General features: G+C 59.3%; 23 protein-coding genes and 1 tRNA gene. 16 read left to right on the top strand and 8 right to left on the bottom strand.

Features of this window, described 5'->3' with window-relative positions:
- The first annotated feature begins 15 nt into the window (after positions 1–15).
- The 6 genes from HKX41_07480 to HKX41_07455 all read left to right on the top strand — a co-directional run bounded on the left by HKX41_07480 (position 16) and on the right by HKX41_07455 (position 5652).
- Positions 16–92, top strand: a tRNA-Arg gene (locus HKX41_07480).
- 338 nt (positions 93–430) lie between these two features.
- Positions 431–1345, top strand: a complete 915-nt coding sequence (locus HKX41_07475; protein ID NNC23996.1) for a zinc ABC transporter solute-binding protein — start codon at positions 431–433, stop codon at positions 1343–1345.
- A gap of 344 nt (positions 1346–1689) precedes the next feature.
- Positions 1690–2526: an ATP-binding cassette domain-containing protein gene (locus tag HKX41_07470; GenBank protein ID NNC23995.1), complete on the top strand. Its 837-nt coding sequence runs from the start codon at positions 1690–1692 to the stop codon at positions 2524–2526.
- A 20-nt stretch (positions 2527–2546) separates the two neighbouring features.
- On the top strand, positions 2547–3368 hold the full coding sequence (locus tag HKX41_07465) for a metal ABC transporter permease (protein ID NNC23994.1): 822 nt from the start codon (positions 2547–2549) through the stop codon (positions 3366–3368).
- Positions 3369–3586: 218 nt separating this feature from the next.
- The gene (locus HKX41_07460; protein NNC23993.1) at positions 3587–4750 is read left to right on the top strand and encodes a hypothetical protein; all 1164 of its coding nucleotides are present in this window, start codon (positions 3587–3589) and stop codon (positions 4748–4750) included.
- A gap of 458 nt (positions 4751–5208) precedes the next feature.
- Complete coding sequence (locus HKX41_07455; GenBank protein ID NNC23992.1) at positions 5209–5652, top strand: transcriptional repressor; 444 nt, start codon at positions 5209–5211, stop codon at positions 5650–5652.
- A gap of 93 nt (positions 5653–5745) precedes the next feature.
- Here the strand turns inward: HKX41_07455 and HKX41_07450 are convergent, their stop codons facing one another.
- Complete coding sequence (locus HKX41_07450) at positions 5746–6525, bottom strand: HAD family hydrolase (GenBank protein NNC23991.1); 780 nt, start codon at positions 6523–6525, stop codon at positions 5746–5748.
- A 372-nt stretch (positions 6526–6897) separates the two neighbouring features.
- On the opposite strand from HKX41_07450, the gene HKX41_07445 reads away from it, so the two are divergent.
- Genes HKX41_07445 through HKX41_07430 form a run of 4 tightly spaced genes read left to right on the top strand, consistent with a single transcriptional unit; the run spans position 6898 to position 10980 of the window.
- Positions 6898–7848, top strand: a complete 951-nt coding sequence (locus HKX41_07445) for a ubiquinol oxidase subunit II (GenBank protein NNC23990.1) — start codon at positions 6898–6900, stop codon at positions 7846–7848.
- Between the two features lie 9 nt (positions 7849–7857).
- Positions 7858–9951: a cytochrome o ubiquinol oxidase subunit I gene (locus HKX41_07440; protein ID NNC23989.1), complete on the top strand. Its 2094-nt coding sequence runs from the start codon at positions 7858–7860 to the stop codon at positions 9949–9951.
- Between the two features lie 49 nt (positions 9952–10000).
- Entirely contained in the window at positions 10001–10633 is a 633-nt protein-coding gene (locus tag HKX41_07435) for a cytochrome O ubiquinol oxidase (GenBank protein ID NNC23988.1), read from the top strand.
- Complete coding sequence (locus tag HKX41_07430; protein NNC23987.1) at positions 10633–10980, top strand: hypothetical protein; 348 nt, start codon at positions 10633–10635, stop codon at positions 10978–10980. The genes HKX41_07435 and HKX41_07430 overlap by 1 nt, the downstream gene beginning before the upstream one ends.
- Positions 10981–11070: 90 nt before the next feature.
- Here HKX41_07430 and HKX41_07425 read toward each other — a convergent pair whose 3' ends face one another.
- The 7 genes from HKX41_07425 to HKX41_07395 form a co-directional block, all read right to left on the bottom strand.
- On the bottom strand, positions 11071–11796 hold the full coding sequence (locus HKX41_07425; GenBank protein ID NNC23986.1) for a response regulator: 726 nt from the start codon (positions 11794–11796) through the stop codon (positions 11071–11073).
- On the bottom strand, positions 11783–14509 hold the full coding sequence (locus HKX41_07420) for a sensor histidine kinase KdpD (GenBank protein NNC23985.1): 2727 nt from the start codon (positions 14507–14509) through the stop codon (positions 11783–11785). The genes HKX41_07425 and HKX41_07420 overlap by 14 nt, the downstream gene beginning before the upstream one ends.
- A 2-nt stretch (positions 14510–14511) precedes the next feature.
- The gene (gene kdpC / locus HKX41_07415; protein ID NNC23984.1) at positions 14512–15117 is read right to left on the bottom strand and encodes a potassium-transporting ATPase subunit KdpC; all 606 of its coding nucleotides are present in this window, start codon (positions 15115–15117) and stop codon (positions 14512–14514) included.
- Between the two features lie 11 nt (positions 15118–15128).
- Positions 15129–17150: a potassium-transporting ATPase subunit KdpB gene (kdpB, locus tag HKX41_07410; protein NNC23983.1), complete on the bottom strand. Its 2022-nt coding sequence runs from the start codon at positions 17148–17150 to the stop codon at positions 15129–15131.
- Between the two features lie 29 nt (positions 17151–17179).
- The gene (gene kdpA / locus HKX41_07405) at positions 17180–18889 is read right to left on the bottom strand and encodes a potassium-transporting ATPase subunit KdpA (protein NNC23982.1); all 1710 of its coding nucleotides are present in this window, start codon (positions 18887–18889) and stop codon (positions 17180–17182) included.
- Between the two features lie 79 nt (positions 18890–18968).
- The gene (locus tag HKX41_07400) at positions 18969–19121 is read right to left on the bottom strand and encodes a potassium-transporting ATPase subunit F (GenBank protein NNC23981.1); all 153 of its coding nucleotides are present in this window, start codon (positions 19119–19121) and stop codon (positions 18969–18971) included.
- 487 nt (positions 19122–19608) lie between these two features.
- Positions 19609–19932 (bottom strand): hypothetical protein, encoded by a 324-nt coding sequence (locus HKX41_07395; GenBank protein NNC23980.1) that lies wholly within the window; start codon positions 19930–19932, stop codon positions 19609–19611.
- 181 nt (positions 19933–20113) lie between these two features.
- Between HKX41_07395 and HKX41_07390 the strand changes: the two genes are divergently transcribed.
- From HKX41_07390 to HKX41_07365, 6 genes are all read left to right on the top strand, one after another.
- Entirely contained in the window at positions 20114–21019 is a 906-nt protein-coding gene (locus HKX41_07390; protein NNC23979.1) for a LysR family transcriptional regulator, read from the top strand.
- Between the two features lie 276 nt (positions 21020–21295).
- Positions 21296–21976, top strand: a complete 681-nt coding sequence (locus tag HKX41_07385; protein ID NNC23978.1) for a nucleoside/nucleotide kinase family protein — start codon at positions 21296–21298, stop codon at positions 21974–21976.
- Positions 21977–22065: 89 nt separating this feature from the next.
- The gene (locus HKX41_07380; protein NNC23977.1) at positions 22066–22545 is read left to right on the top strand and encodes a MarR family transcriptional regulator; all 480 of its coding nucleotides are present in this window, start codon (positions 22066–22068) and stop codon (positions 22543–22545) included.
- Between the two features lie 402 nt (positions 22546–22947).
- Positions 22948–23994 carry a 3-deoxy-7-phosphoheptulonate synthase gene (locus tag HKX41_07375; GenBank protein ID NNC23976.1) on the top strand — a complete coding sequence of 349 codons (1047 nt, stop codon included), beginning with the start codon at positions 22948–22950 and terminating at the stop codon, positions 23992–23994.
- 101 nt (positions 23995–24095) lie between these two features.
- Entirely contained in the window at positions 24096–24830 is a 735-nt protein-coding gene (locus HKX41_07370; GenBank protein ID NNC23975.1) for an SDR family oxidoreductase, read from the top strand.
- A 305-nt stretch (positions 24831–25135) separates the two neighbouring features.
- Positions 25136–26467, top strand: a complete 1332-nt coding sequence (locus HKX41_07365; protein ID NNC23974.1) for a replication-associated recombination protein A — start codon at positions 25136–25138, stop codon at positions 26465–26467.
- The last annotated feature ends 8 nt before the right edge of the window (positions 26468–26475 follow it).

The raw sequence follows: 26475 nt of genomic DNA, 5'->3' as shown, positions 1-26475 counted from the left end.
ACCATTTGTCGCGTAGCGCCCGTAGCTCAGCTGGATAGAGCACCGGCCTCCGAAGCCGGGTGTCGCAGGTTCGAATCCTGCCGGGCGCACCAATCAAGAGTCGGTCGATCTGTTTGGGCGGTGGATCAACAGCCCTAAACTGCGGCTCGATAGCGTGCGAGAAAAACGCCGCGTTAGCGCGAGACAGGGCGCGCAAGAAACTCATAAACCTATCGCCTAATAAAACAGGCTGCGCCCCGTGCCGCTTAAATAGGTGTGCGCGGCATATGTGCCATTTTGGGGTGCGCTGCTATCTGGCTTGGGGCAAGATCTAATAAAGGCCACGTACGTCTAGGCGTCTCGATTGCCGAGACGCAATTGGCGTCTGTTGATGTGCATGTATCGTGTTGTTATAGTATAACGTACTAATAATGAAATAATGGAGAATTGGATGCAGCTCTTCACTCGTCCACACATAGGGCGGTTGTTGTTAACGCTTTGGGTCGCGGCGTTCGGCGCGGTTGTTGCCACGCCGGCAGCATTTGCCAAGCCTGTGTCGGTTATCGCTGCTGAGAGTAGCTACGGCAGTATGGTCAAGATGGTCGGTGGTGATCATGTTGATGTCAGCTCACTGCTCGATAGCCCAGATGTGGATCCACATAAGTTTAAGAGCAGCCCGAAGATCGGCCGCCAGCTCAGCCAGGCTGATTTGGTGGTTATGAACGGCCAAGGCTTCGATGGCTGGTTGGATCCGCTGCTCGAGGGCAGCAAGGCATCGGATCGGCGCGTCGTCAAAGCTAGCGAGGCGGGCAGCGCCATGGTCATGCGGGATGACAATGCGCATCTTTTCTATTCGCCGCAAGCCATGCTAGCTACGGCCAGCCATGTGGCTACGGCGCTGGCGGAGATTGATCCGGATCATAAAAGCGCCTACCAGGATGGTCTGGCTCAGTTCCGTGAGCAGTTGCTGCCAGTTTACGAGCATATACAGAAACTGATCGCGTCGCATCCAAACTTGACGGTGACCGCGACTGTGCCGGTGTACAACTATATGTTGAACCTGCTCGGTTACAACGTGCTGTATCACGACATCCAGTTCGCCTCGATGCATGGTAGTCGGCCTAGCGCGAAGCAGGTCAAGAAATTTATCAGTGGTTTGAAAAATCACAAAGTCAGTCTCTTGATCTATAACGTGCAGGTTCACTCTCGATTGACTAAAAACCAGATTCAAACTGCTAAGGACAACGGCGTCCCGGTAGTCGGCGTCAGTGCAATACCACTGCATGGTGAAAATTATGCGGAGTGGCAGATCGAACAGTTGAAGGCGATCGAAAAGGCACTCGAGAAAGCCGATAACGCAGCCTAGCGTTCGGGTGACCGATCGGGTTTAAATAAAAAGAGGTGTGGTCAGCACCCAGGAGCCGGCTAACTAAAAGCATAGTTTAGATACGTTATTACGTTATGGTGGTATCTAAGATCTTTGGTTGGTTGGCTGTTGCGTTACCCGATGCAGGGCCTTAAGGCCTTGCATCGGGATTTTTAACCGTTCGTTGCCAACTTTATTGAAAACCGCCGATAGCAGCAGGCGTTTGTGAATCATACAAAATTGACCTGCAATCAACTAACGCAACACGCAACCCGGATTGGGCGGTGGCGTGGTGCCCAGCGAGGGCCAAGAGATAGAGTTTTTGGTCGTTACGGAAGCGATACATGAGTGCACCCAATGAGCAATCGGCAATTATTGCCAACGGTTTAACCGTTGGTAAGGGTGGTGTGCGCATCTTGAACGACCTTTCGTTCGAGATGCCGGCCGCTAGCTTTACGGCTTTGGTTGGCGCCAACGGGGCGGGCAAGACGACGCTTTTTGAGACCTTGTTGGGGCTGGTTGAGCCACATGCTGGCTCGGTTCGTGTGCTGGATCAGTTGCCGGCGCGTGCTCGTCAACGCATCGCCTATGTGCCACAGGCCGTGCAGTTGAGCTGTGATGCCCATTTTTTGGGCCGCGATTTTGTGGCGGCTGCGTATCGAGGTCATCGCTGGGGGATGCCGCTGCGGCCGCGCGCCGTAGCGCGTGCAGTCGACTCAGCGCTGGCGTCGATTGGTGCTGAGTCGCTCGGTCAGCGTCGGCTGGCGGCTCTATCTGGGGGGCAGCGCCAGCGCCTTATGGTTGCCCAGGCATTGGTTAACCAGCCTGGTTTGCTATTGATGGATGAGCCTTTGGCTCAGCTCGATCCGGCTGCGCAGCATGAGATCGTGGAGCTGGCGGCGCACTTGCGTGACGTTTACGGCATAAGTGTTTTGTTTTCCACGCATGATGTCAATCCAGTTGTCGGCGTTACTGACCATGTGCTCTATCTTGCGTGTTGTCAGGGCCGAATTGGCCACGTCGACGAGATCATTACCGATCAGGTGTTGACTGAACTCTACGGTGTGCCGATGCATGTCGTGCGTGAGCGTGGCCAGATATTCGTCATGCGCGATACGCAGCAAGACGGCGCCCAGCCAGAGGTGACGCCGCTCGAGTCAGTGCAGCGGGTGGCATCATGACCGGGTTGGGGCCATTTGAAATGGCGTTCATGCGCCATGCCTACATGGCGGTGACGTGTATCGCGATCGCCGGCTCGCTGGTGGGCTATTTCATCGTGTTGCGACGCCAAGCGTTTGCCGCGCATGCGCTGAGCAACATCGGTTTTGCCGGTGCGGCTGGCGGTTCGCTCGTTGGCGTTGACCCGTTGGCCGGCCTGTTCGTGTTCGTGATTGGTGCGGCACTATTGATGGCCGCATCCGGTGAGGATATCGGTCGGCGTGATATTAGCGTCGGTATGATCCTGATGTTTTCGTTGGGGCTGGGGATTTTGTTCGTTAATCTCTACAGCGCCAATGCAGATGCTGCGATCGGTATTCTTTTCGGTAGCGTGCTGGGAATCAGCGACGGGCAGCTTTATACGATCGCAGGTGTCTCGGTGATTGTGCTTGTGGCACTTGCTGCCATGTTTCGGCCGCTTCGCTTTGCCAGTTTGAATGCGCCGGCGGCGCGGGCACGGGGTGTACCTGTGACGTTTATCGGCACATTATTCCTGCTTGTGGTGGCGGCGATGGCGGCTGTCTCTGTGCCGGTAATCGGTGCGCTGTTGAGTTTCGCGATTTTCGTCGGGCCGGCCTCGGCGGCGCATGCCTGGACGGCGCGGACGAGCCGCGGGCTGGCATTAACTGTGGTTCTGGCTTTGGTGCAATGTTGGGCGGGGCTGACGATCTCCTACTACGTCAACGTGCCGGCAACGTCCTGTATCGCATCGCTGTCGTTTGGCTTTTTTGCTTTGAGCTGGCTGACCACTTCGTTAGCGGTGCGACAACGGTTGACGCGGCTCTCGCGAGCCGCGGCTACATAACGGTCGCTGGCGAATCGTTCGTCGGTGACCGCGTCATTCATATTTAATCTAAGAAGATGAATAAAATGTTGATTAAAAAATTAAGTCAGTTAAAAAACAACGTTATAACGTATCATAAAAATAGGGACCGTCCCGCTCGGGCACAGTCGATGTACCGCTCGGGTCGACGGTTATTGCATACGGTACTAGGTTTGGCGGTACTGGCGCCCGGTGCCGCTATGGCGGCCGATAATGTCGATCCGCCGCAACTTGCGTTTAGTCCACATGGCGGCCTGGGTGTAAAAACTCAGGATAATCGGTTTGCAATCGGCCTGCATGGCTTTATGCAATTGGATGGCGCCGTGTTCGATGATGATCAGGCACAACTCGGCAACGGCACTAGTGTTCGCAATGCCAAGCTGATTGTGAAGGGCAAAGCGTTTACCGATTGGGGCTATAAGTTCCAGGTTGATTTCACCAACGATGGTAAAAAGAAACTGCAGGATCTGTTCGTGCAGTATCGCGGTTTCAAACCCGTCACCGTCAAACTCGGTAACTTCAAGCAGCCGTTCTCCCTGCAGTTTCTAAACGGTGCGCGAAAGGCGACGTTCATGGAGTTAGGCCTGATGCATGAGGCGCTCGTGCCCAAGCGCCGAGTCGGTATTCAGGCTGCGTCGCACAGTCCGTTTTACACTGCTCAGGCAGGCGTTTTCACGAACAAGGTCACCGATAATCCGGACCAGGACACCGGTGTTGGTGTTGTGGCACGTGGTGTGCTCACACCGATTCACACCAAACAACGACTGGTGATGCTGGGTCTGGCTGGCCAGTATCGTCACCTCGGTGATTTCAACAAGGTGGCGATGAAAGCGCGTCCGGACAGTCACGTGACTGCCCAGCGAATGGTTGGTTTCGGGCCGCACACGCAGGGCAATGCGGGATCCTCGCTGAAGCCGATCACCGACGGCCAAAATATCGCTGCCGGTGATGTCCAGGCTACAGCCGCCTTTGGGCCGTGGGCCGCCCAGGGTGAGTATGTCCATAAACGTGTTGAGCGGCGTGACTCGTCGTTCGACGCCGACGGCGGCTACGTGCAGGCCAGTTACTTCCTAACCGGCGATTCGCGTGCGTCGGCCTACAAGTCGGGCGCGGGTGCGTATGGCCGGATTGTGCCCAAGCATGACTACGGCGCCTGGCAGGTGGCATTTCGCTACGATGCTCTGAACTTAAATGACGGTGGCATCGCCGGTGGGCGCGAGCATGATTACACGGCGGCGTTGAATTGGTATGTGAATAAAGCCGTCCGCTTCGATCTCAACTACGTGCGCGCCAGCGCCGATTATCCGAACGGGCCGGACAACGACTCCAATATCTACCAAGTTCGGGCCCAAGTCGGGTTCTGATCCAGCCGCGTTGGGGCTGGATTATCGGTCGTTGACCTTGCCAAACGCCATGCGCTCGAGGCCGCTCAACCTTGCTGCCGGGCCGTTGCGGTGCCGGCAAGTCGAGCCTCGTCCAGCATGGCTTCGAGACGCCCGGTGATTTTGTCACCGGGTGCTCGCGGGGTTGATAATCAACGCCCGAGCGGGCCATATTCTGATGTGGTCAATAAACGGTTGGCGCCGACCGAATACGTTTGCGTGGTGCGCGCGCTCTTCCAACGCTGGCTCCATTGTTAATGGGGCTGGCGTTACGCGTTGCCACGCGACGGTCGGACGTCGTGGCTTGTACGAATCGCGGCGACGCTTTGCAGCGATTGTCTTGGGCAACGTGATAACGTGAAAAAGTGAGCTCAGAATCCCCACAATCTGACGACACGCCGGTCGCGTTCGCGAGTCAGGGACACGATCACGATCGTTGCATGAGCGAGGCTGTAGCGCGTGCCGTTCGCATCTGCGAGCAGCAAAACCTGAAGCTAACCGCTACCCGGCGGCGCATTCTGGAACTGGTGTGGCAGAACCACCAACCGGCTAAGGCTTACGATCTACTCGACCAATTGCGAGCCGAGAATGAGCGCGCGGCGCCGCCGACGGTGTATCGGGCGCTGGAGTTTCTAAAGCAGGCTGGTTTGGTTCATCATCTGGAGTCAATCGACGCGTTTATCGGCTGTGAACCCGATAACTGCTGTGGTCGGCCTCAGTTTTTGATCTGCCGTAGCTGCCACTGTGTCGCCGAGATGCATAGTGAACGCTTGCATGCCGATGCGACCCGCGAAGCACGCACGCTAGGCTTTCACGCCGAAAATGAAATCATTGAGTTGCACGGTTTGTGCAACGCGTGTGCGAATTCCGAAGCTGGTGACTAGAGCAAACGGCCGATAGGACCACGCCTAGGCGCTACTCAAGTGGCTGTAATCAGTGTTCGGCGCGGCATGCCGACCCGACTGCGACGATGTGTCCTACGTGTTATCGACCAGGTCGGCGACCGAGTTGATGATTTGCTTGGGTCGGAAGGGATAACGCTTAATGTCGGCTTCGCTGGCGATCCCGGACAGGGCGAGCACGGTGTATAGACCTGCTTCGATACCGGCGACGATATCGGTGTCCATGCGGTCGCCAATCATGCCGGTACGTTCGGAGTGGGCGCCGAGTTTATTCATCGCCGAGCGAAACATCATCGGGTTGGGTTTGCCGACCACGTAAGGCTGGCGGCCCGTCGCGCTCGTAACCATTGCCGCTACTGCCCCGGTCGCCGGTTGCACACCGTCCGGGCTCGGGCCGGTCACGTCTGGATTGGTCGATATAAAGCGAGCGCCAGCGTTGATCAGCCGGATCGCGCGAGTGATCGCTGAGAAGGAATACACGTGGGTTTCACCGAGCACGACGAAATCGGGATTGGTGTCGGTCAAGATGAAACCGGCCTGGTGCAGTGCGGTGGTCAAGCCGGCCTCGCCGATGACGTAGGCCGAGCCGCCGGGGATCTGGTCGGCGAGAAAGGTCGCGGTGGCCTGGGCCGATGTCCAGATGCGATCTTCGGGTACTTGGAGTCCGCGCTGCGACAACCGGGCGCTCAGGTCGCGCGGCGTATAGATCGAGTTGTTGGTCAGAACCAGGAATTCGGTACTGGCTTGATGCCATTGTTCGAGCAGCTCGTTGGCGCCGGGCATGGCCTCGTGCTCCGAGACCAATACGCCGTCCATATCGGTTAGCCAGCAGTCGATGGTTGAATGCGTCATGATGCTTTCCGGCCGCAGTGACTGCGAACGTTGTCCGGTCGTGATTGGTTGTGGTTTAGGTAAAGCATGTTCATGTTAGCTGCCAATCTTGTTATAAGCCTAGCAGTGATAACTGCCTGGAATGTCGACTCCCGGAACGCTAGCACAACCGCCCGATCGTGCCGGCAGTTGATATTAGCGCGTGGCGCCATACGCTGCCCGTCGCGGTAGCGCGGCGAGGCCATCAAAGATTGGGCATGCTCCGGCCCATCAAGGCCGCCCTAGCTGTGTCGATGCCTGCGACAGGCGTATACTGACGAAGCTCGATTAATGGTTTAACTCGCAATGACTAGACCGCGCGCATCATCCAGCCCGCGTCGACATTTGAAAAAATGCATGCCCATGCATTGGATGCGCCTAGCGGGTCTTGTTCTGTTCGCGCCGCTCGCGGGCTGTGCGAATGCGCGCCAAGACTGGCTGTGGATTTTTAATCCGAATGGCCCGCTGGCGACGTGGTCGGTCTACTATCTATTCGTCGACGTCGTCCTGCTGCTCATCATCATAGTACCGGCCACGGCCCTGACGCTTTGGGTGATTTTTCGCTATCGCCGCGGCGGGCATGGCACCTACGATCCATCGTTTCGCCATTCCAATCTGATCGAGGTTTTTGCGTGGGGCGTTCCGCTCCTGGTTGTCGGGGCGTTGTCCTATTACGCCTACGAAGGGGCGCATGCGGTCGCTCCCTACGACCCGGGAGTGTTGCAAACCAACCCCGCTGCACAGGCCAACAAGCCGTTACAGATCGATGTCATCACCACCGATTGGCAGTGGTTGTTCATCTATCCGGAGCAGGACGTCGCGCTCGCGAACAAGCTAATCCTGCCGGTCGGGCGCCAGATTAATATGCGTCTGACGTCGGCGTCGGTGACCAACGATTTCTACATTCTGAAATTGGTGGGCCAGATCTACGTCATGCCCGGCATGCGGACCAAACGAAAATTTCTGATTGACCGGCCGGGCACGTACCGCGGCTTTTCCACGGAATTCAGCGGCCCCGGGTTCTCCTGGATGGATTACAAAGTACATGTCGTCAAAAAAGCGAAGTTCCAGGGCTGGGTCGACAAAGCGCAAGCCACTGGGCAGGCGTTGTCCTACAAGCGCTTCCAGCAATTCGCCGAGCCGATGGTGAATACGGCCCATAAGACGTACACCTTCAACCATGTCGATCCGGACCTTTTCGAGACTGTGATCAAGCGCGTCAAGAGCGGCAAACTGACGCATGAACGGCCGATGGAGCTGACCGAGGACATGGGCTCGGCGAAGTTCCGCAAGCACAGCACCCAATAGGTCAGGCTTATGTTCGTCGACGTACAAGGCCCTTGGAATCCCTGGATCGGGCGGCTCGGCATGCTGCTCGACATGGAGTACACCAACCCGTTCATTTTCTTCGCGCTCGTGCTGGTCGTTGTGGGCGCTTTAGCGGTCGCGGCCTATCTCGTTTATAGCCGCCGCGTTGGCTGGCTGTGGCGCGAATGGTTGACGACGGTCGACCATAAAAAGATCGGCATCATGTATATCGTTGTCGGTCTGGTGATGCTGTTTCGTGGTTTTTTCGACGCCATCATGATCCGCACGCATCAGGCCATGGCCGCCGGCACGAGCTCGCCCGGCATCATGGGTGCGCAGCACGGCTATATGCCGCCGTTCCACATGGACCAGGTGTTCACCGCGCACGGCACGATCATGATCATCGTCGCGGTAACGCCGATTCTGGTCGGGCTGATGAATATCCTCGTGCCACTGCAGATTGGCGCGCGCGACATGGCCTATCCGTTTTTGAATGCGGTCGGATTAGCGTTTACCGTCGCTGCGTCGGCGCTGATCATGGGCGCACTGTTCATTGGCTTTTTCTCACACGCCGGCTGGGTGGGGTTATCGCCGCTGACTGAAATGCCATCCAGCCCGGGGCCAGGCGTCGATTACTGGATCTGGGCCATACAACTGAGCTCGATCGGCACCACGCTCGGTGCCCTCAATATCATCGCGACCATTCTGAAAATGCGCGCCCCCGGTATGACGCTATTGCGGATGCCGGTTTTCTCGTGGGCCGCGCTGGGCACCAACATCATCGCGCTGACTTCATTTCCGCTTTTGACAGTCGCGGTGTCGTTACTGACGCTCGATCGCTACATCGGCACACATTTTTTCACCGCTGACGGCGGTGGCAACCTGATGATGTACACCAATTTGTTCTGGCTCTGGGGCCACCCCGAGGTGTACTTCGTGGTTTTGCCGGCATTCGGCATGATCTCGGAAATCATCCCCACGTTTTCAGAGAAAACGCTTTTCAACTACGTCAGCATGGTATTTGCCACCATGGCCATCGCTGGTGTGTCGTGGCTGGTGTGGCTACACCACTACTACATCATGGGCGCGAGCGCGGGCGTCAATACGTTTTTCAGTATTGCGACGATGCTGGTGGGCATACCCACCGGGGTTAAGGTTTTCAACTGGGTGTTCACCATGTGGCGCGGTCACGTGCGGCTCGAAACGCCCATGCTGTGGGCTGTGACCGCCGTCCTGCTTCTGATCGGTGGCGGCATGACCGGCATGATGGTCGCGATTCCCGCGATCAACTATGTCACGCATAACAGCGTGTTCGTGGTCGCCCATTTCCACAACATGTTTCTAATCATCGTCTTCGCGGTCTTCGGCGGCGTTACCTACTGGTGGCCGAAGATGTTCGGATTTAAACTCGATGAGTATCTTGGCCGCTGGTTTTTCTGGTTGTTCTGGGGCGGCTCGGTGTTCGTGTTCGTACCCATGTACGTGCTCGGATTCCTGGGGATGACGCGGCGGCTCGACTTCATCGCCCATTCGTCCTGGTTGCCGCTGTTGTTGTTCCAAGTCGTCGGTATCGTGCTGTATACCGCGTCGGTACTGGTGTTTCTGTTGCAGCTCTACGTCAGCATCCGCGATCGCCACGAGAACCGCGTGACCGGCCCGGACGCTTGGGAGACCTCGCGCAGCCTGGAATGGGCCACACATACGCCGCCCCCGTTTTACAACTTTGCGGTGCAGCCGGTCGTGCACGAGCGCGACGAGTGGGCCTGGCGTCGTGAAAATGGTCTAACCAGCCTGGATACTGGCACCTGTGAGTCGATCCACATGCCGAAAAACAGTGCGATTCCGGCGCTGCTTTGTGTCCTCGGTCTCGTGTTCGGCTTTGCCATGGTCTGGCGTATCTGGTGGCTGGCCGGCGTGTCGTTGGTCGGCGTCGTCATCGCGGTAATCGTGCGTGGCTGTATACGTGATATCGACTACACGGTACCCGCGGCAGAGGTCGAGCGGATCGAAAAAGACAGGCTCACGGTGCGCGATGACGAAGTGGCGCGACAGCCGGCCCCGGCGCCCGGCGACAACGCGCATGCCGGCAGGATGTCGGGCTGATGCATAGGTGGGGTGAGATGCCGATGGGCCATGATCGAGGAGGTCGGAAATGACTGAATCAATGCAGTCGTCCGGTCAGCCGCGGAACGTTTCGCTCTGGGCGTACGGTTACGACGACCACGATACGATCGGCCTGCGCTCACTGGGCTTTTGGCTCTATATGATGAGCGATTTGATGATATTCGCGGGCCTGTTTGTAGCCCACAGAGCGTATATCCGAGCCTATGCGGGCAGTCATTTCACCGCGCAGTCCGTCATCGAGCCGTTGCAGGCGCTATGGCCGACTGGTCTGATTCTGGGTAGCGTTCTGGCCTTCGGCTTGGCGATGGTCTCGTTGAAACATGCGAACCGCCGTGGTGTGTTGGGTTGGATGCTGGGCGCGTTTATCCTTGGGCTGGCCTTTATCGGCGTCGAGGTCGGGTCTTTCGTTGACCTTGCTGAGCGCGGTGGTTTGCCTTCTGTCAGCGGTTTTCTTTCCGACTACTGGACCATCGTGCTCGCGCATGCGGCACACGTCGCGTTCGGTTTGCTCTGGATGCTGATCATGTGGCTTCAGGTTGCGACTGAAGGCTTTAGTGAGCTTGTCGTCGCGCGTCTGATCAACCTGCGTATCTTCTGGTTCTTCCAGGCCTCGATCTGGCTGTGTGTCTACGCTGTCGTCTATTTGCTGGGGGTGGCCTGATGTCCGAGCAACACCACAACCCGCTCGATCATGCTGAGGTCCAAGTCGCCAGTGCGCCACGCTATCTCGCGGCGTTTGTCATTGGTTTTGGTCTCATGGCCCTGGCGGCGCTGATTCTGGTCTTTGCCGATCTGTCACTTGTCGGCGCTTTGCTCGAACTTTCGATCATCGGTTTCGTGGCCATCGTTATCCAGCTCTATCTGTTGTTCAAACTGGATATACACGAAAGCCGCATCTGGCACACCATCTCGTTCGTGATGACGGTGCCGTTGCTCTTTATCGCCATTACGCTGACCCAGTGGATGTTCCACACGCTGGCGATTCGGACCGCGCTCGGCGGCAGTTAGTTGGCTATGGGATCGGCGTCGGCAGCGCGTCATCGTGATGCGGCGCCCTGGGGCCATACGAAAGCCTAAAGGGGCGGCAAAGCGTCGCAGTCAGTCCGCATCGATTTGGGGATCGAACCGATACCCTACGCCGGGTTCGGTGAACACATAGCGTGGCTCGGTCGGGTCGTCGCCGAGTTTCTGGCGCAGCCTTTGGATGATAATGCGCAGGTAATGCGTGTCCTCGCTGTGGGTGCCGCCCCAGTTTTCTCGCAACAGATGGGCCTGGGTGACAACCCGGCCGCGGTTCTGGACGAGCATTCGCAGCACGGCGAATTCCTTCCGCGTTAACCGGGTTTCCGCATGACCGACCGTGAGGCGGCGTGCCGGTATGTCAAATGCGAGATACCCGTCGTCGTAGCGACCTTCGTCTTCCTGGTGACGACCGGCGCTGCGTAGCTGATTGCGGATCCGGGCGAGCATCTCATTCATCCCGAACGGCTTGGTAACGTAATCATTCGCGCCGCCGTCGAGTGCTTTGACCTTCTCGGTCTCGTGATCACGTACCGATAGTACGATCACCGGGACGGAGGACCAGCCTCGAAGTTCGGCCAGCACCTCGTGACCGTCCCGCGCTGGCAAACCTAGGTCGAGGACGATCAAGTCCGGCGATGCGGTTGCGGCCTGTGCCAGTCCATCCTCGGCGCTCGCGGCTTCGATGAATTGGTAATCCCGGCTGGTGAGCCCGATGCGAAGGAAACGACGGATATGAACTTCATCGTCAATCACGAGGACCCGGTCGCCCGGTCGCGTATCAGCGGCGTTATGCGTCGTCATTATTGACCGTGTCGTCGAGCGTTTCAGGCGGGTCGAAAAGTGGCAAGCGAATGGCGATCGTCGTACCGAGGCCACCCGGGCCTTCCTGAGCTTCGATGACGCCGCCGTGCGCACCGACCATGCCATGGCAGATCGCCAGTCCTAGCCCGCTGCCGTGACGTTCGGTATCGCTGCCTTCGCCCGAGGTAAACATGTCGAAAATGCGGGTGCGATCCTGTGGCGGGATGCCGCAGCCTTGATCGGTTATCTCGACCAGCAAATCCTCATTGTCCTGACGGGCGGCAATGCGGACCTCGCCGTCCAGGGGTGAGAAGCGCGCAGCGTTTTCGAGCACATTAACGAGGACCTGTTCGATCAATGCTGGATGCACGTATAGCAGCGGTAGATCCGTGGGAATGCTGCGCGTTATGTTCACCGACGAGAACAAGTCGTGCGTCCGGCGCAAGGCCGCGGCAACCAGGTCGCCGAGCGCGACCCAGTCACGCTGTAGCTTCATGCCGCCATGACCCAGTCGCGTCATGTCGAGCAGATTGCCAATGTAGCGATTAAGGCGCTGTCCCTCCTCGACGACGCTCCCGATGAGTTCGCGTCGGTTATCGGCTGTCAGCTCGGTTTCACAGTCCCGAAGTGTGGAAGCAGCGCCGATGATCGATGACAACGGCGTGCGCAGATCGTGCGACACCGATGACAGTAATGCTGAGCGCAGGCGCTCGGTTTCCTCCGCGACGCGCGCTTGCTCGAGATTGGCGTTGAGGGCCGTTCGGGCGAGCGCCAGTGTGATCGGGTGGACGAGTGCATCGAGCATCCGCAGTTCTTCGCCGCCGGCCCCAAGCGGTCGGTCGGCCAGACGTACCCCGAGCACACCATGACTGGCGTTCTCATCGACCAGTGGAATGAACCGCCAAGGGACTTTCGTCAGTGTGTCCGTGCCGTGGCCGCTGGCCTTGCGGTGACGCAGGGCCCAGCCCGCAGCGGCATGGTCCTTCGCATCGAGCTGGGTACCCTCTGGTTCGGAAACGGTGATGTGCAGGTCATTATCGGTGTCATCTTCGACCACGAAGCAAGTTGGCACATGCTGGAGGCGTGCGATCGCATCGACTGCGATCTCGTGTACGGCGGCCGGATCGGGGGCCGAGGCCAGCTTTTGGCTCAGCGAGAGCATGATCCGTGTTTGCTCGTTCGTGGCACGCAGGGCTGCTAGCTGCCGTCGTAGCTGATCGGCCAGGTTACCGCCGATAACCGCCATGATCAGGAAGAACACGACCGTCACGATCTCCGCTTGTGGGACCATGGCGAACGTGAGCCGTGGCTCCGTGAAGAAAAAATTGTAGGCGAGAAAACTGACCGCAGAAGCCGTCAATGCAGGTACTAGCGAGGTGCGCGCAGCGACCACGAGCACGCCGGTTAGGAACACGAGTGACAGGTTGGCGAGCGGCAGCGGCAGCAGCCTTTCAAGTCCGAGTGATACGGACACGCATACAGCCACGACTGCGAGCGCGAACGCGTAGTGGCGCGCGGCTGTAAGGCGCATCTCTTCTTTGAGTTGCTCCCAGCGCCTGCGCGCGGCTGGCGGAGGCTCGGCTTCGCCGCCCACAACCATGACTTCGAAATCGCGATTGTGGCGCAGCAGTTTCTGCGTGAGCGTCTGGCCCAGAATGCCGGCCCATAGGCGTTCGCGGGTGCGCCCGAGCATTAGAATGGTCGCGTTTTGATCGGTTGCGAATGCGACAAGTTCTTTGTCGATGGCGTTGCCGCGTAGTACGGCGGTGTTACCGCCAAGGCGCTCGGCCAGGCTGAACGCCCGGTCGATCTGCTCCTGTGCCGCCGCATAGCGGACGCGTCCCGTATCGACGTACACGACCGTCCATGGCGCCTGCAATCGTTCGGCAAGGCGTTTGCCTGCTCGCACCACCTGTTCTGAATTGCGCCGACCGTCGATCGCTATGACCAGTCGGTCGCGGGCGGGCCATGGTCCCTGTTCGCCCTGCTGTTGCATGGCCTGGCGCAGATCGGCATCCACGCGATTCGCGGCCGCCGAAAACGCCATTTCGCGCAATGCGGTGATATTGGAGATGCTAAAGAAGTTGTCGAGCGCCGCACGTGCCTGCTCGGGCACGTATACCTTGCCCTGATGCAGACGCTCGATGAGCTCGCGTGGGCTGAGATCGATCAGTACGATGTCGCGCGCCCGTTCCAGGATTGAATCGGGCACGGTTTCGCGCATGCGCACGCCCGTGATGCGCGCGATACTGTCGTTGAGGCTCTCGAGATGCTGGACGTTTAAGGTGGTCCAGACTTCGATGCCGTTGTCGAGCAGATCTTCGATGTCCTGGTAGCGTCGCGGATGGCGCGTACCGGGAATGTTGCGGTGGGCCAGCTCGTCGACCAGCACGACGTCCGGCTTGCGCTCGATCGTTGCTTGAAGGTCGAATTCCGCGAACTCGCGTTCCCGGTACGGCACTGACTGCATGGGCACGCGCTCGAGGTCGGCGCACAAGCCTTCGGTTTCGGCTCGCCCGTGTGCTTCGACTACGCTGATGACGATGTCACGGCCTTCCTTTTGGGCTTCGCGGGCGGCCAGAAGCATCGCGTAGGTTTTGCCCACACCGGGCGCGGCACCGAGGAATATCTTGAGCCCACCACGCTGCTCGCGATCCATGCCCGCGAGCAGCGCGTCCGGGTTCGGTCGCGGATGATCCGATTGTGCCGGCATACTTAGGTGTTCCCGCTGCTGGTGTCCAGCGCCAGGTTGAGCTCAAGAACATTCACCCGGCGGTCCCCGAGAACCCCGAGCACCGGTTTCTTGATATGGCGTTGGATCGCCGAATGCACCTCGGTGACCGGCATGTCGCGCGCCTGGGCGACACGCTCGGCCTGCAGATAGGCGGCTTGCGGTGACACGTGCGGGTCGAGCCCTGATCCGGATGCGGCAATGAGGTTGACCGGAATATCGGCGCGCGACACGTTCTCACGTGCAGCGATCTGGGCCGAGCGTTTGTCCGCACGCGCTCTAAGCTCGGGGTTGTTCGGCGCCCAGTCTGACCCCGATACGGCGGTCGGGTCATAACCGGCGGCCGAAGGTCGTCCGTAGAAGTAGCGATTGCTGACAAACGGCTGCCCTACAAGGGCCGAGCCGACCGGCTGACCATCGCGCACGATGAGGCTGCCAGTCGACTGCCAAGGGAAAAGCGTGCCGCTTATCATGGTCGTGATAGCAGGGTATATGCCACCGCAGAGCACCATTAGAACCAGCGCCGCGCGCAGTGCTGGGATCCAGGATGTGTTGAAATCCGGTGTGTGGTTGGATGCAAACTCGTTCATGTGAATCCTCCTCAGACGGCCAAGCCTAAAACGAGGTCGATTGCTTTCATGGCGATAAATGGCAGTACGAGTCCGCCCAACCCGTAGAGCAACATATTGCGCCGAAGCAGGCCAGCACTCGACTGCGGTTTGAAGCGCACGCCCCGTAGTGCGAACGGCACGAGCGCTGGGATCAGCAGCGCATTGAAGATGACCGCCGCCAACACGGCCGAGGTCGGTGTCGCCATGCCCAGTATGTTCAAGGCACCCAGTGCCGGGATGCTCGCCGCAAAGATCGCCGGCAGGATGACGAAGTACTTGGCCACGTCATTCGCCAGCGAAAACGTGGTCAAAGCGCCGCGCGTAATCAGCAGTTGCTTGCCGATTTCGACGACCTCGATCAGCTTGCCCGGATCGGAATCGAGATCGACCATGTTGCCGGCTTCACGGGCTGCTTGAGTGCCCGCATTCATGGCTAGTCCGAGATCAGCTTGTGCGAGTGCGGGCGCGTCATTGGTGCCGTCTCCCATCATGGCCACCAAGCGCCCGTTTGTTTGCTCCTCACGGATAAGATTGAGCTTATCCTCGGGAGCGACCTCCGCCCGGTAGTCGTCGACGCCCGCTTCCGCCGCAATCGCCGCAGCGGTGAGTGGATTGTCACCGGTGATCATGACCGTGCGCACCCCGACCTCGGATAGACTGCGCAAGCGTTCGTCGATGCCGGGTTTGATGACATCCGACAGAGCGATCACACCCAACACGCCGGTGGTGTCGGCTACCACCAGTGGCGTTGCGCCGCTGCGGGCGACTCGGTCCACGATCTGGTCGGCCTCCGCATCGTATGTCGCCTCGCCTTCCTCGACAAAATGTTGGATGGCGTCGGTCGCCCCTTTGCGGATGCGCGTGCCATCGGTGCGATCAACACCCGACAACCGGGTCTCGGCGGAGAACTCGATGAACGCGTCATGGTCGCCATTGGTTGCTTCGGCACCCTGATCCGCCGCCAGTTTGACGGTTGACTGCCCTTCGGGCGTGGGATCGGCGAGCGAAGCGAGATAGGCCGCGTCCAGCAGGTGCTGCCTGGCGGTGGCCCCGACCGTATGAAATTCCGTCGCCTGACGATCGCCGAGCGTGATCGTCCCGGTTTTATCGAGCAATAAGGTATCGATATTACCGGCCACTTCCACGGCCATGCCCGACTTGGCGACCAGGTTCGCCCGCATTGCCCGGTCCATGCCCGCGATGCCAATCGCTGGTAACAGGCCACCGATGGTCGTCGGAATCAAGCAGACAAGCACGGCCACGAGCACCGGGACAGGCACCGTCACACCGAGAAAATCGGCGAGCGGCACGAGGTTGGCTACGACCAACAGGAAAATCAGCGTCATCGCGGCCAGCAGGACAGTCAGAGCGATCTCGTTCGGCGTCTTTTGCCGTTTTGCACTCTCGACCAGGGCGATCATGCGATCGAGCAGGCTGTTGCCCGGGTCAACAGTGACCTTGATCACGATCCCGTCGGACAAAACGCTGGTGCCAGCGCTAACCCCGCTGTGGTCGGTGCCGGCCTCGCGTAGCACCGGCGCTGATTCGCCGGTGACCGCTGACTCGTTGATGGTGGCGGCGCCTTCCACGATTTCGCCATCACATGGGATTAAAGAATTCGCCGTTACACGGACATGGTCCCCACGGCGTAATTCACTGGCGGGCACGGTCTCGCTGTCACCGCCGGTGCGTAGTCGTTCCGCCTGGAGCTGATCGCGCTGGGTGCGCAGGCTCGAAGCGTGTGCACGCCCCCGTGCCTCGGCCAGTGCTTCGGCGCCATTGGCGAATAAAACGGTCGCCAACAGGATGAGCGTGACGGCCAAATTGACTCCGAATGGGTCGCCTTGCCCCATCGCGAGAGCGGTGTAGATCAACGAAATGACCGTGCCGCCCCCGACCACGAACATCACCGGGTTATGGGCGAGATTTCTCGGGCTTAGGCGCGCAAGCGCTTGTAGCATGAGCTCATGGGGCTGCATGGCGCCAAAAACGGAACTGCTTTTTTGAGACATGGTTGCGTTCCCTATGTTGTCCGTAGCATTTAGTTCGCCAGGAACAGCTGCTCGCCGATCGGACCGAGCACAAGCACGGGCATGAATGACAGCAGCGCGATCAGGACGATGACGCCCAGCGTTAGTACGGCGAAGGTCGGCGTTTCGATCTTCAAGCTCCCGCGGCCGGTCGGTGCGGCCCGTTTACCTGCGATGCGCGCGCCGATAGCGAGCAACGCCAAAATCGGGATAAAGCGACCGAAGACGAGGTTCACGGAGGTCGTTACGTTCCACCAGACTGTGTCGTCACCCAGGCCTTCGAAACCGGAGCCGTTGTTGGCGAAAGCGGAGGTGTATTCGTAAAGGACCTGCGATATGCCGTGAAATGCCGGGTTCGAGTTCTGGGCCAGCCCGGAAAAGGCGAATGATGCGCCCGTGAAACTCAAGATCAGCAGCGACGGCAGTAGTAATGCGATCGACAAGAGTTTGATCTCTTTCGCTTCGAGTGCTCGGCCGTAAATTGCCGGGCTGCGACCGATCATCAACGATCCTAGAAATGCCGCGAGTAACCCGTAGAGCAAGAAGTTGATCAAGCCGACGCCGACGCCGCCGAATATCGCGTTGATGAACATGTCCATCAGCGTTACCAGCCCGCCCATCGGGTTCCAGGAGTCGTGCATTGAGTTCACAGACCCGTTGGACGTTTGCGTGGTGAACGCCCCCCACAGCGCTGACGCTGTCGGACCGAAACGCGTCTCCTTGCCTTCCATGTTGGGACCGGTCTCGGACAGACCCACGAAGGCGGCATTGGGTTGATTCTCAGACCAGACCGCTAGGCTTACCAACGAAACCGATAGCATTACCATCACGCTCAAAATGCCCGCAGCCAGACGCCTACGCCCCGAGAGAAAGCCCGCCATAATCACGGTTGCGATCGGGATAAGCACGAGCGAGACGGTTTCGATGAAGTTCGACACTGGCGTTGGGTTCTCGAGCGGAACCGAGCTGTTCGGGCCGTACCAACCGCCGCCATTCGTGCCGAGTTGCTTGATCGCCACCATCGATGCGACCGGCCCCACAGGCACTTCCTGTTGCGTCATTTCGGCGGCCGGATCGAGGGTGTTCGTCGTTTGTGCGCCCTCGAACGTGCTTGGCACGCCCTGCCAGGCGATTAAAATGGCGACGAGGAATGCCAGCGGCAGCGTGATGCGCAGGATGGCGCGCACGAGATCCCGGTAGAAGTTGCCCACGGCAACCTCACCACTTCCCAGTTGACGCACCGTGTGTGGGCGCGCCAGCAGTGTCCGCACGATCGCGACCAGTGCCACCAGCCCGGCAGTTGGCGTGATCACTTGCAAGGTGACGATCCCGAACATGTGAGCGAAATAGGAGAGTTGCGCCTGCCCCGAGTAGTGCTGCTGATTCGTGTTCGTGAGAAACGACGTCGCCGTGTGCAGAGCGAGATCCCAATCCATCCCCTGAATACCGTCCGGGTTCAGTGGCAAATAACCCTGGAAGTAAAGGATGAAAAAGACGAGCGCACCGAGGCCGACATGGAATTTCATGAAGGCAAGTGCATAGCCCTTCCAGTCCATCGGCCGTGATGCGTCGATGCCGGCGAGCCGGAAGACGCCCTGCTCAACCGGGCCGAATACACGATCCAGAGCGCCCGAGCTGCTGGCAAAAACGTTCGCCATGTACCAGCCGAGCGGCAGTGCGAGTAAAAGCGAGACCACGTAGGTCAGAATGATTTCATTCATATGCGGTCCTCAATGCAAATGAAACCGATGCAGAGGGCTAAAAGCCCCATGAGGATGGCCAGGCCGACAAACGCCATCATTAGAACCGCTCCGGTCGGAGCACGGCTGCGATCAAGTAGATAGCAGTCGCCCAACAGACGATGAAAAGTAACCACATACATACTTCCTGAGCTTGCCCAACTATGGGACGCAGGATGCTAGGGCCGGGAGGCGTAAAAGTGCTATTCCACAAGCGCCGATTGGCGTAAAAATGTCGTAATGATCGATAGCGTCGCGGCTCGCCTCGAGCGCTGGCGGCTCATGCGCAAAACGCCAGGTATAGGAGGAGGCGTATTCGCCACCGTGGTATCCGCTGTGATTAATACTCGCCGCCGGCAGCTGTGGCCAACGGGGAAACCGTCACGTGGTGTTGTGCACTCGTCGGCGTGAAATGCGCGTTAAAACGCGAGCGCCGTTGAGTCTGATCGAGCCGCGTCGCGGCGACGAAGACGGTGTGTCGCGGCTGGTATAGCTGGCCATTCTGTGTATACAGAGGCCACCGAGCCACATCGACGTATCTGTTTATGCCCGCACCATGTCTCAGCCGGCTGAGACATAAAAGCTGCGCAGCACCGTTTCCTGTTCGCAGCCGTTTCTACCCTCGGAGCGGGCATAAAAAAAGCCGGATCATCGATCCGGCTTTTGGGGCAATCGTAACTGGCGTTCGACGCCAGCTTTGATCAAAGTTCCCGTTTATGGCGGTCGGGGCGCGTGCCATGGGAGGTGGTCTGCTCAGTGACGTTGCGCGCCACTTTGTCGCCCTGATTCTGGCTCGCAGCTTGCCGCGTGTTTTGGGCCGACTGATTTTGCTCGGCGGAGTGAAGCTCGTTGGCGCGTGGTGCCGCGCCGCTTTCACCGAGTGTGGGCTGCGCGCGAGGCAATGTATTGGTCGTGCCAACGGGGTTGGTCGGCCCGGCAGCGGAGGCAACGCTGGTAAATGCCATACCGCCTATGAGAAGCGCAGTCGCAAAAATCGAACCCGTGGTTAGTGATGTGAAACGCATAACGTCTCCTTGTTGGTTCGCCCGGCTTAGCCGGGTGGATGTGTGTTTGACCACAGCAAACAATTTAGGCTCCGATAGCCGAAAGGCATCAAAACTTACTAATCGATTGCTGCGTTCAATGAGGAACCTTGTGGTTATGCATTCGATTACAAATGGGATGATCCGAAGTTAGAATTCGGTTATGCCGAAAAGCACCCCGCCGCTGCATTACAAACTCAGTGATCTGCGTTTGTTTCTAGCCGTTGTCGATACCGGCAGCGTCTCGGCCGGCGCTCGGCAGCAGTATCTGGTGCCGTCGTCAGTTAGCGAGCGGTTGTCGAATTTGGAATCTGCGTTGGGCACGAAACTGCTCGAGCGCAGCCGGCGCGGCATGGTGCCGACGGCTGCGGGGCGCGTGGTAGCCGAACATGCGCGTCAGTGCTTTGCTGGCCTCGAACGCATGCACGCCGATCTGGCCGATTACAGTGCTAACGTTCGAACAAGCGTGTCGCTACTCGCCAACAACACCTCGCTTATCGATCTCGCGCCACGCACACTGGCCTCGTTTTTCCGCGACAACCCTCTGGCCGATGTGGAACTGGAGCAGGCACGCAGCGAGGATATTCCCACCGAGGTCGCGGCCGGCCGTGCGGATCTAGGGCTGTGTAACGATAACCGACATCCGGCGCTGAATTTCGAGGCGCTCGCGCGCGATGAGCTCGTGGTGATCACGCCGACGACACATCCATTGGCCACCGCGACCAGCGTCGATTTCGAGGCTTGTTTGGCCGAGTCGTTTATCGGATTGCGGGATTATGCGCCGTTACACGAGTTGATCGTCGAACAGGCTGAGCACCGGGGGAAACGTGTCATCTACCGTGTGCGTGTGAATGATTTCATCACCGTCGGTAATCTGGTGGCGGCCGGCGTCGGTATCGCCATCGTGCCACGCTCGGTTATCGAGCAATTGGATTGCTGTCTTGCTACCGTCAGTCTGGCCGAAGACTGGGCGCTGCGCCATATTTATGTCTGCACGCCCGTCCGCAGCGAGGTGATTAATCCATACGTCGATACGTTGATCAGCCATTTGCGTGCGGCCGCACGCTAGCCGGACAATCGTGTATCCAGGCTATTGCGCGCCCGAATATGAAACGACAGTGTGGCAATGGTCGAACCAAGGCATGCACATGGCACAGCGCCGCGTGATGGCCCGCGTCTATCGTTGTCGTCGGGCTGGCGCTATCGGCGCCATTTACCGTGTTATCCGTGCGGCATGCGCCCGGCGGAGGCTGTTCACCGTGCCTAAGGAAACCGCGCACTCGACGCTTGTAAGCACGTCGCCGGTGCCGGCTCACATACGCCCGTGACTGATTCTCGACCATTGATGTCTGGCGACGATACCGACGAGTGGTTGGCTGATGAGGTCGTGTGCGCCGCCCATGCGTTGATCGGTGCGCGAGACCGACGCGCATTGCTGGGCATCGTGGGCGCCCCGGGTGCCGGCAAATCGACATTAGCGGCCGCGTTGGTGCGCCAATTGGGCTGCACGGCCGTCAATGTGCCAATGGATGGTTTTCACTTGGCCAATAGTCAACTCGAACGTCTGGGCTTGGCAGATCGCAAGGGCGCACCCGAGACGTTCGACGCCGATGGTTATCACGCCTTGTTGGCGCGTACGCGAGCGGCTTGCGAGCGTGGGTCGACGATCTACGCGCCGGATTTTTCGCGCACGCTCGACGAGCCAGTTGCGGGCGCCGTAGCCATTGCGCCGACGACACCGTTGGTGATCACCGAGGGCAATTATCTTTTGCTCGACGATCCGCCCTGGTGCGAACTATGTGAGTGCCTCGATGCAGTCTGGTATATCGATGCGCCGACGCACGTTCGCGAACAGGGGCTGGTGGCGCGCCATGTTCACTTCGGGCGTGAGCCGGCCGAGGCGTGGACTTGGGTCGCGACCAATGATCGACCCAACGCCCGTCGGATCGAGTCGAGTACGCGTCGCGCCGATCGCCGTCTCGTTTGGGATGGCACGAGCATGCGGTTTGACGACACGGCCGCGTAGCGCGCGCAAGGATGCAAATGCGTGGAGCGGCGCATACTGCGAAGCAGTGGCCGATGTGTTGGCTGCCAAAGAACTGGTAGCCTTGGTTTATGAGCGAGTCTGATCGCGATAATACAACCGATAATTTCCCTAATCTGGCGCTGGAAGACCAACTGTGTTTGGCGCTTTGTCGTGGCGCGCGCAGTATTACGCGCCTGTATACCGAGCGCCTTGCCGATCTGGGCATAACCCATCCACAGTATCTGGTTCTGCTGGCCCTTTATGCGGAGGAGTGTCTGACCGCTGGTGCCATCGCCGAACGCATCTGTCTCGATCCATCGAGCGTGACGCCGATTCTCAAGAAAATGGAGGAATCGTCGTTAATCGAGCGTGAACGACCGATCAATAATCAGCGCCAACTTCTGGTGCGACTGACGAGTCACGGCGCTGCGCTGAAATCGGCTGTCGCTGACGTCCAGAGTAATCTCGCGCGTGCTACAGGGCTAACGCGTACCGAGATGATCGATCTTTGTGGTCAGTTGCGAACAGTCGCCGACCGGCTTGATGCTGCAGACCGGCCCGAAGATTAGGTGGGTGGCGTGATGCGCTTATGTATCGCGCCGGCGGTTGATTTTCGCTGGTCGGCGTCGTAATGTGCTGCTCATGATGAGTAAGCAAACATCCCACACTTCGATGGTCTGCCGCGTGCCTAGCGCGACGGGAACAGCGTGCTCGTTTTATTACTACTGGTTTGGTCGCATGCGCGCCTGAACCGGTAACGGCCAGGCGCCCGATTTGGGAGCCTGGCCACGGATTTGCAAAAACCCCCGGCTGGTCTTCCAGCCGGGGGTTTTTTATGGATTACCAAATCGAGCTGGAAAAGGAATATCGGATGACGTATCGCACAACATTTTCAATCGCCGCCCAACCTGAACAACGCACAAATTCTTCGTTGCACGCACTGATCGTAGCGACACAACCGGGAGTCGATCATGGATTGTGCCACCGCACGTAGCCTCGATTCACAGCCGTCGGCAACGCGGATCAACCCGCTACCATCGCCGGCCGAGCTTCGCCAACGGCTGCCATTCGATCCGATTTCGGCGGCACGGATCGCGCACCAGCGCTCGTTGATTGACGCCATACTGGCCGGCGCTGACGACCGTCTGCTGGTGATCGCCGGCCCTTGTTCGCTGCACGATCGCGATGCAGCACTCGAATACGGCCGACGCCTGACCGCGCTGGCCGACGAGCTGTCCGAACATGCCGTAATCGTGATGCGCGCCTATGTCGAGAAACCGCGCACAACCGTTGGTTGGAAAGGCCTGCTGCACGATCCGGATCTGGATGGCGGTAATGACATTGAACGCGGGCTCCATACAACCCGCGCGCTTCTGATCGAGCTCGCAGAACTCGGTTTGCCCCTCGCGACCGAGCTTTTAAGCCCGATCGCCGCTGATTATCTGGCGGATACGCTGGCCTGGGCGGCCGTCGGGGCGCGTACCACTGAGTCGCAGACACATCGGGAGCGGGTTAGTGCACTCGATTTGCCGGTTGGCTTCAAGAACGCGCCCGATGGTGGATTGACAAGTGCCATGAACGCGGTCGAAGCGGCGTCGATGCCGCAGCACTATATCGGCGTCGACGATGAGGGTCGTCCGGCGGCCATGGCGACCGCCGGCAACCCACGTCCGCATTTGATTCTGCGTGGCGGTCGGGGAGGCCCCAATTACGCACGTGAGCATGTCAGCGCGGCTGTTGACGCGCTGGGTGAGATCAATCAGCCACAGCGTCTAATCGTCGATTGTAGCCACGCCAACAGTGGCAAGGTCGCCGCTGCCCAACCCGCCGTGCTTGCTGATCTTGCAGCACGTCGGCGTGCGGGTGAGCGCGCGATCGCCGGGGTCATGCTGGAGAGCAACCTCACAGCGGGTAAACAGAAAGTCGGCACTGACATGACCTACGGCATGTCGATAACAGACGATTGCCTCGGGTGGGATGCCACGGCCAATGCCATACGGAACGCTGTCGGCGCGTAAGCTACCGACCTTTGACAGGTGTATAAATATGGATACACTTGTATCTTATATTGCGTCGGCCGTGTATTTGACGCGAGACTTTATCGAAACGGAGTCATGGGATGGTTGAAACCGATGCCCTCGACGGGAAAATAGCAGCGGTCACCGGGGCGGCATCCGGTATCGGGCAAGCCTCGACCGAGGCGATGCTGAACGCGGGTGCGACGGTGGTATTAGTGGACCGTGACGAATCGGCGTTGAACCACCTCTGCGAGGCGCTCGGCGAGCGAGCGATACCGCTAGTCGTCGATCTTCTGGATAGTCAGCAGTGTGCCAATCTCGTGCCGCGTCTTCTGGATACGGTCGACCATGTCGATATCTTCCACGCCAACGCTGGCGCGTATGTCGGTGGCGATCTGCTCGACGCCGAAACGGACACCATCGACCGCGTGATTGATCTGAACGTCAATGTGGCGATGAAAAACATACGCGATATGCTGCCGCCGATGGTCGAGCGTGGCACCGGCGATATCGTGGTCACCTGCTCGGTTGCGGGCCACTACCCGGTTCCGTGGGAGCCGGTCTATGCCTCCTCGAAATGGGCGATCAACTGTTTCGTGCAGACTACGCGCCGTCAGGTCATCCAGCACGGCATTCGCATGGGGGAAGTTTCGCCCGGACCGGTCAGCAGTGCGCTTTTAAATGATTGGCCGGCCGAAAACCTGCGTAAGGCCAAGGAGTCGGGCAGTCTGATCGAGCCGGACGAGGTCGCGGATTGCATCATGTTCATGCTGACCCGCCCACGCAACGTCACGATTCGCGACGTAATCGTGGTGCCGACCAATTTTGATATGTAGTCGGCGTCCAGAGCGGATCGGTAACAAATAGTTGGCGGTGGCCCGCGCGCCGCGCGGGCTATGCGAAACAGCGAGGCGTTGGCCGGCTGCGTGATGGCGACGCCTTGGACCGAAGCAAGTTTGTTTTTTGGGGCCGCGTCGCTTGAGCGTGACCGCTGCTGTGGCCAGGGGTCGACCTTGCTGGGCACAGTGATACGCTGGAAGCCATCGTGGCGAACAAGCGGTGACACGCCCTGTCTCACCAACAGCAATTCTCTCTTTCAACTGATTCGGAAGCGGACGCAGTGCGACCACTGGCCGATCGTATGCGGCCGCAACGACTGGCTGATTTCGCCGGCCAGGCGCATATTCTCGGAGCGGACAAACCCCTGAGCCGTGCGCTCGCGGCGGGGCGCGTGCATTCGATGATCCTTTGGGGGCCGCCGGGGACGGGCAAGACCACGTTGGCGCGGCTTCTGGCCGAATCGGTGGCCATGCGATTCGTCCAGATCTCCGCGGTCATGGCTGGGGTCAAGGATATACGCGCTGCGGTCGCCGACGCCCAGAACGCGCGTGCCGGATCGGGACAGGGCACACTGTTTTTCGTCGATGAGGTTCATCGTTTCAACAAAGCGCAGCAGGACGGCTTGCTGCCCTATGTGGAAGACGGCACGGTCGTGCTTGTCGGTGCGACGACCGAAAACCCGTCGTTCGAAGTCAATAATGCACTACTGTCGCGCACCCGCACCTACGTTCTACGGACGTTGGACGGTGTTGTGATACGTGAGCTCATCGACCGCGCGTTGGCCGATATCGAGCAAGGACTCGGCGATCGGCAACTCGTCATGGCCGATACGCTACGCGATCAGCTGGCCGCACGCGCCGATGGTGACGCCCGGCGCGCCTTGAATCTGCTCGAATTGGCGGCCGATATCGCCGGTGGACGCGAAGACGCCGTAGCCAGTGAGATCACGCAAGTCGACCTCGACGAGGTGCTGGCTGGTGGCCTGCGTCGCTTCGACAAGGGCGGCGACTATTTCTATGATCAGATGTCGGCCGTGCACAAAAGCGTGCGTGGGTCCGATCCTGACGCTGCACTCTACTGGCTGGCGCGCATGCTCGAAGCCGGCTGTGATCCACACTACGTCGCGCGCCGCATCGTGCGCATAGCCAGCGAAGATATCGGCAACGCGGATCCGCGTGCACTCCGACTGTGTCTCGATGCTTGGGAGACGTTCGACCGACTAGGGTCGCCGGAAGGCGAGCTGGCCATCGCCCAGGCGGGGGTCTATCTGGCCAGTGCGCCCAAGTCCAACGCCGTGTATAGCGCGTTCAAGGCAGCATGGCGTGATGCCCGCGAGCACGGTTCCCTGGAAGTGCCGATGCACATACGCAACGCGCCGACGAGCCTCATGAACGAGCTTGGCTACGGTGAGGACTATCGCTACGACCACAACGAAGCGGACGGTTACGCGGCTGGTGAGACGTATCTGCCCGATGAACTCGTTGGCACGCGTTATTACGAACCGAGCCCGCGCGGTCTTGAATCCCGGATCGGCGAGAAACTGGCGCGTCTTCGCCAGCGCGACGCCGAGGCCGGCGAGCGCGAACAAACCAGTCAGCCGGCGGCCAGCAACACGAATGACGACAGGCGTTGAACGTCGTC

This window comes from Salifodinibacter halophilus (genome assembly GCA_012999515.1).
Classification (GTDB): domain Bacteria; phylum Pseudomonadota; class Gammaproteobacteria; order Nevskiales; family Salinisphaeraceae; genus Salifodinibacter; species Salifodinibacter halophilus.
This window is presented reverse-complemented; position numbering and strand designations above follow the sequence as displayed.

Bases quoted from the DNA above. Each gene is read 5' to 3' on its own strand.
- HKX41_07395 (NNC23980.1), bottom strand. From the start codon at position 19,932: ATGCGTTTCACATCACTAACCACGGGTTCGATTTTTGCGACTGCGCTT.
- HKX41_07465 (NNC23994.1), top strand. From the start codon at position 2,547: ATGGCGTTCATGCGCCATGCCTACATGGCGGTGACGTGTATCGCGATC.
- HKX41_07370 (NNC23975.1), top strand. From the start codon at position 24,096: ATGGTTGAAACCGATGCCCTCGACGGGAAAATAGCAGCGGTCACCGGG.
- HKX41_07390 (NNC23979.1), top strand. From the start codon at position 20,114: ATGCCGAAAAGCACCCCGCCGCTGCATTACAAACTCAGTGATCTGCGT.
- HKX41_07440 (NNC23989.1), top strand. From the start codon at position 7,858: ATGTTCGTCGACGTACAAGGCCCTTGGAATCCCTGGATCGGGCGGCTC.
- HKX41_07430 (NNC23987.1), top strand. From the start codon at position 10,633: ATGTCCGAGCAACACCACAACCCGCTCGATCATGCTGAGGTCCAAGTC.
- HKX41_07475 (NNC23996.1), top strand. From the start codon at position 431: ATGCAGCTCTTCACTCGTCCACACATAGGGCGGTTGTTGTTAACGCTT.
- kdpA (NNC23982.1), bottom strand. From the start codon at position 18,889: ATGAATGAAATCATTCTGACCTACGTGGTCTCGCTTTTACTCGCACTG.
- HKX41_07375 (NNC23976.1), top strand. From the start codon at position 22,948: ATGGATTGTGCCACCGCACGTAGCCTCGATTCACAGCCGTCGGCAACG.
- HKX41_07385 (NNC23978.1), top strand. From the start codon at position 21,296: ATGTCTGGCGACGATACCGACGAGTGGTTGGCTGATGAGGTCGTGTGC.
- HKX41_07445 (NNC23990.1), top strand. From the start codon at position 6,898: ATGCCCATGCATTGGATGCGCCTAGCGGGTCTTGTTCTGTTCGCGCCG.
- HKX41_07470 (NNC23995.1), top strand. From the start codon at position 1,690: ATGAGTGCACCCAATGAGCAATCGGCAATTATTGCCAACGGTTTAACC.
- kdpC (NNC23984.1), bottom strand. From the start codon at position 15,117: ATGAACGAGTTTGCATCCAACCACACACCGGATTTCAACACATCCTGG.
- HKX41_07420 (NNC23985.1), bottom strand. From the start codon at position 14,509: ATGCCGGCACAATCGGATCATCCGCGACCGAACCCGGACGCGCTGCTC.
- kdpB (NNC23983.1), bottom strand. From the start codon at position 17,150: ATGTCTCAAAAAAGCAGTTCCGTTTTTGGCGCCATGCAGCCCCATGAG.
- HKX41_07460 (NNC23993.1), top strand. From the start codon at position 3,587: ATGGCGGCCGATAATGTCGATCCGCCGCAACTTGCGTTTAGTCCACAT.
- HKX41_07380 (NNC23977.1), top strand. From the start codon at position 22,066: ATGAGCGAGTCTGATCGCGATAATACAACCGATAATTTCCCTAATCTG.
- HKX41_07435 (NNC23988.1), top strand. From the start codon at position 10,001: ATGACTGAATCAATGCAGTCGTCCGGTCAGCCGCGGAACGTTTCGCTC.
- HKX41_07365 (NNC23974.1), top strand. From the start codon at position 25,136: ATGCGGCCGCAACGACTGGCTGATTTCGCCGGCCAGGCGCATATTCTC.
- HKX41_07455 (NNC23992.1), top strand. From the start codon at position 5,209: ATGAGCGAGGCTGTAGCGCGTGCCGTTCGCATCTGCGAGCAGCAAAAC.
- HKX41_07425 (NNC23986.1), bottom strand. From the start codon at position 11,796: ATGACGACGCATAACGCCGCTGATACGCGACCGGGCGACCGGGTCCTC.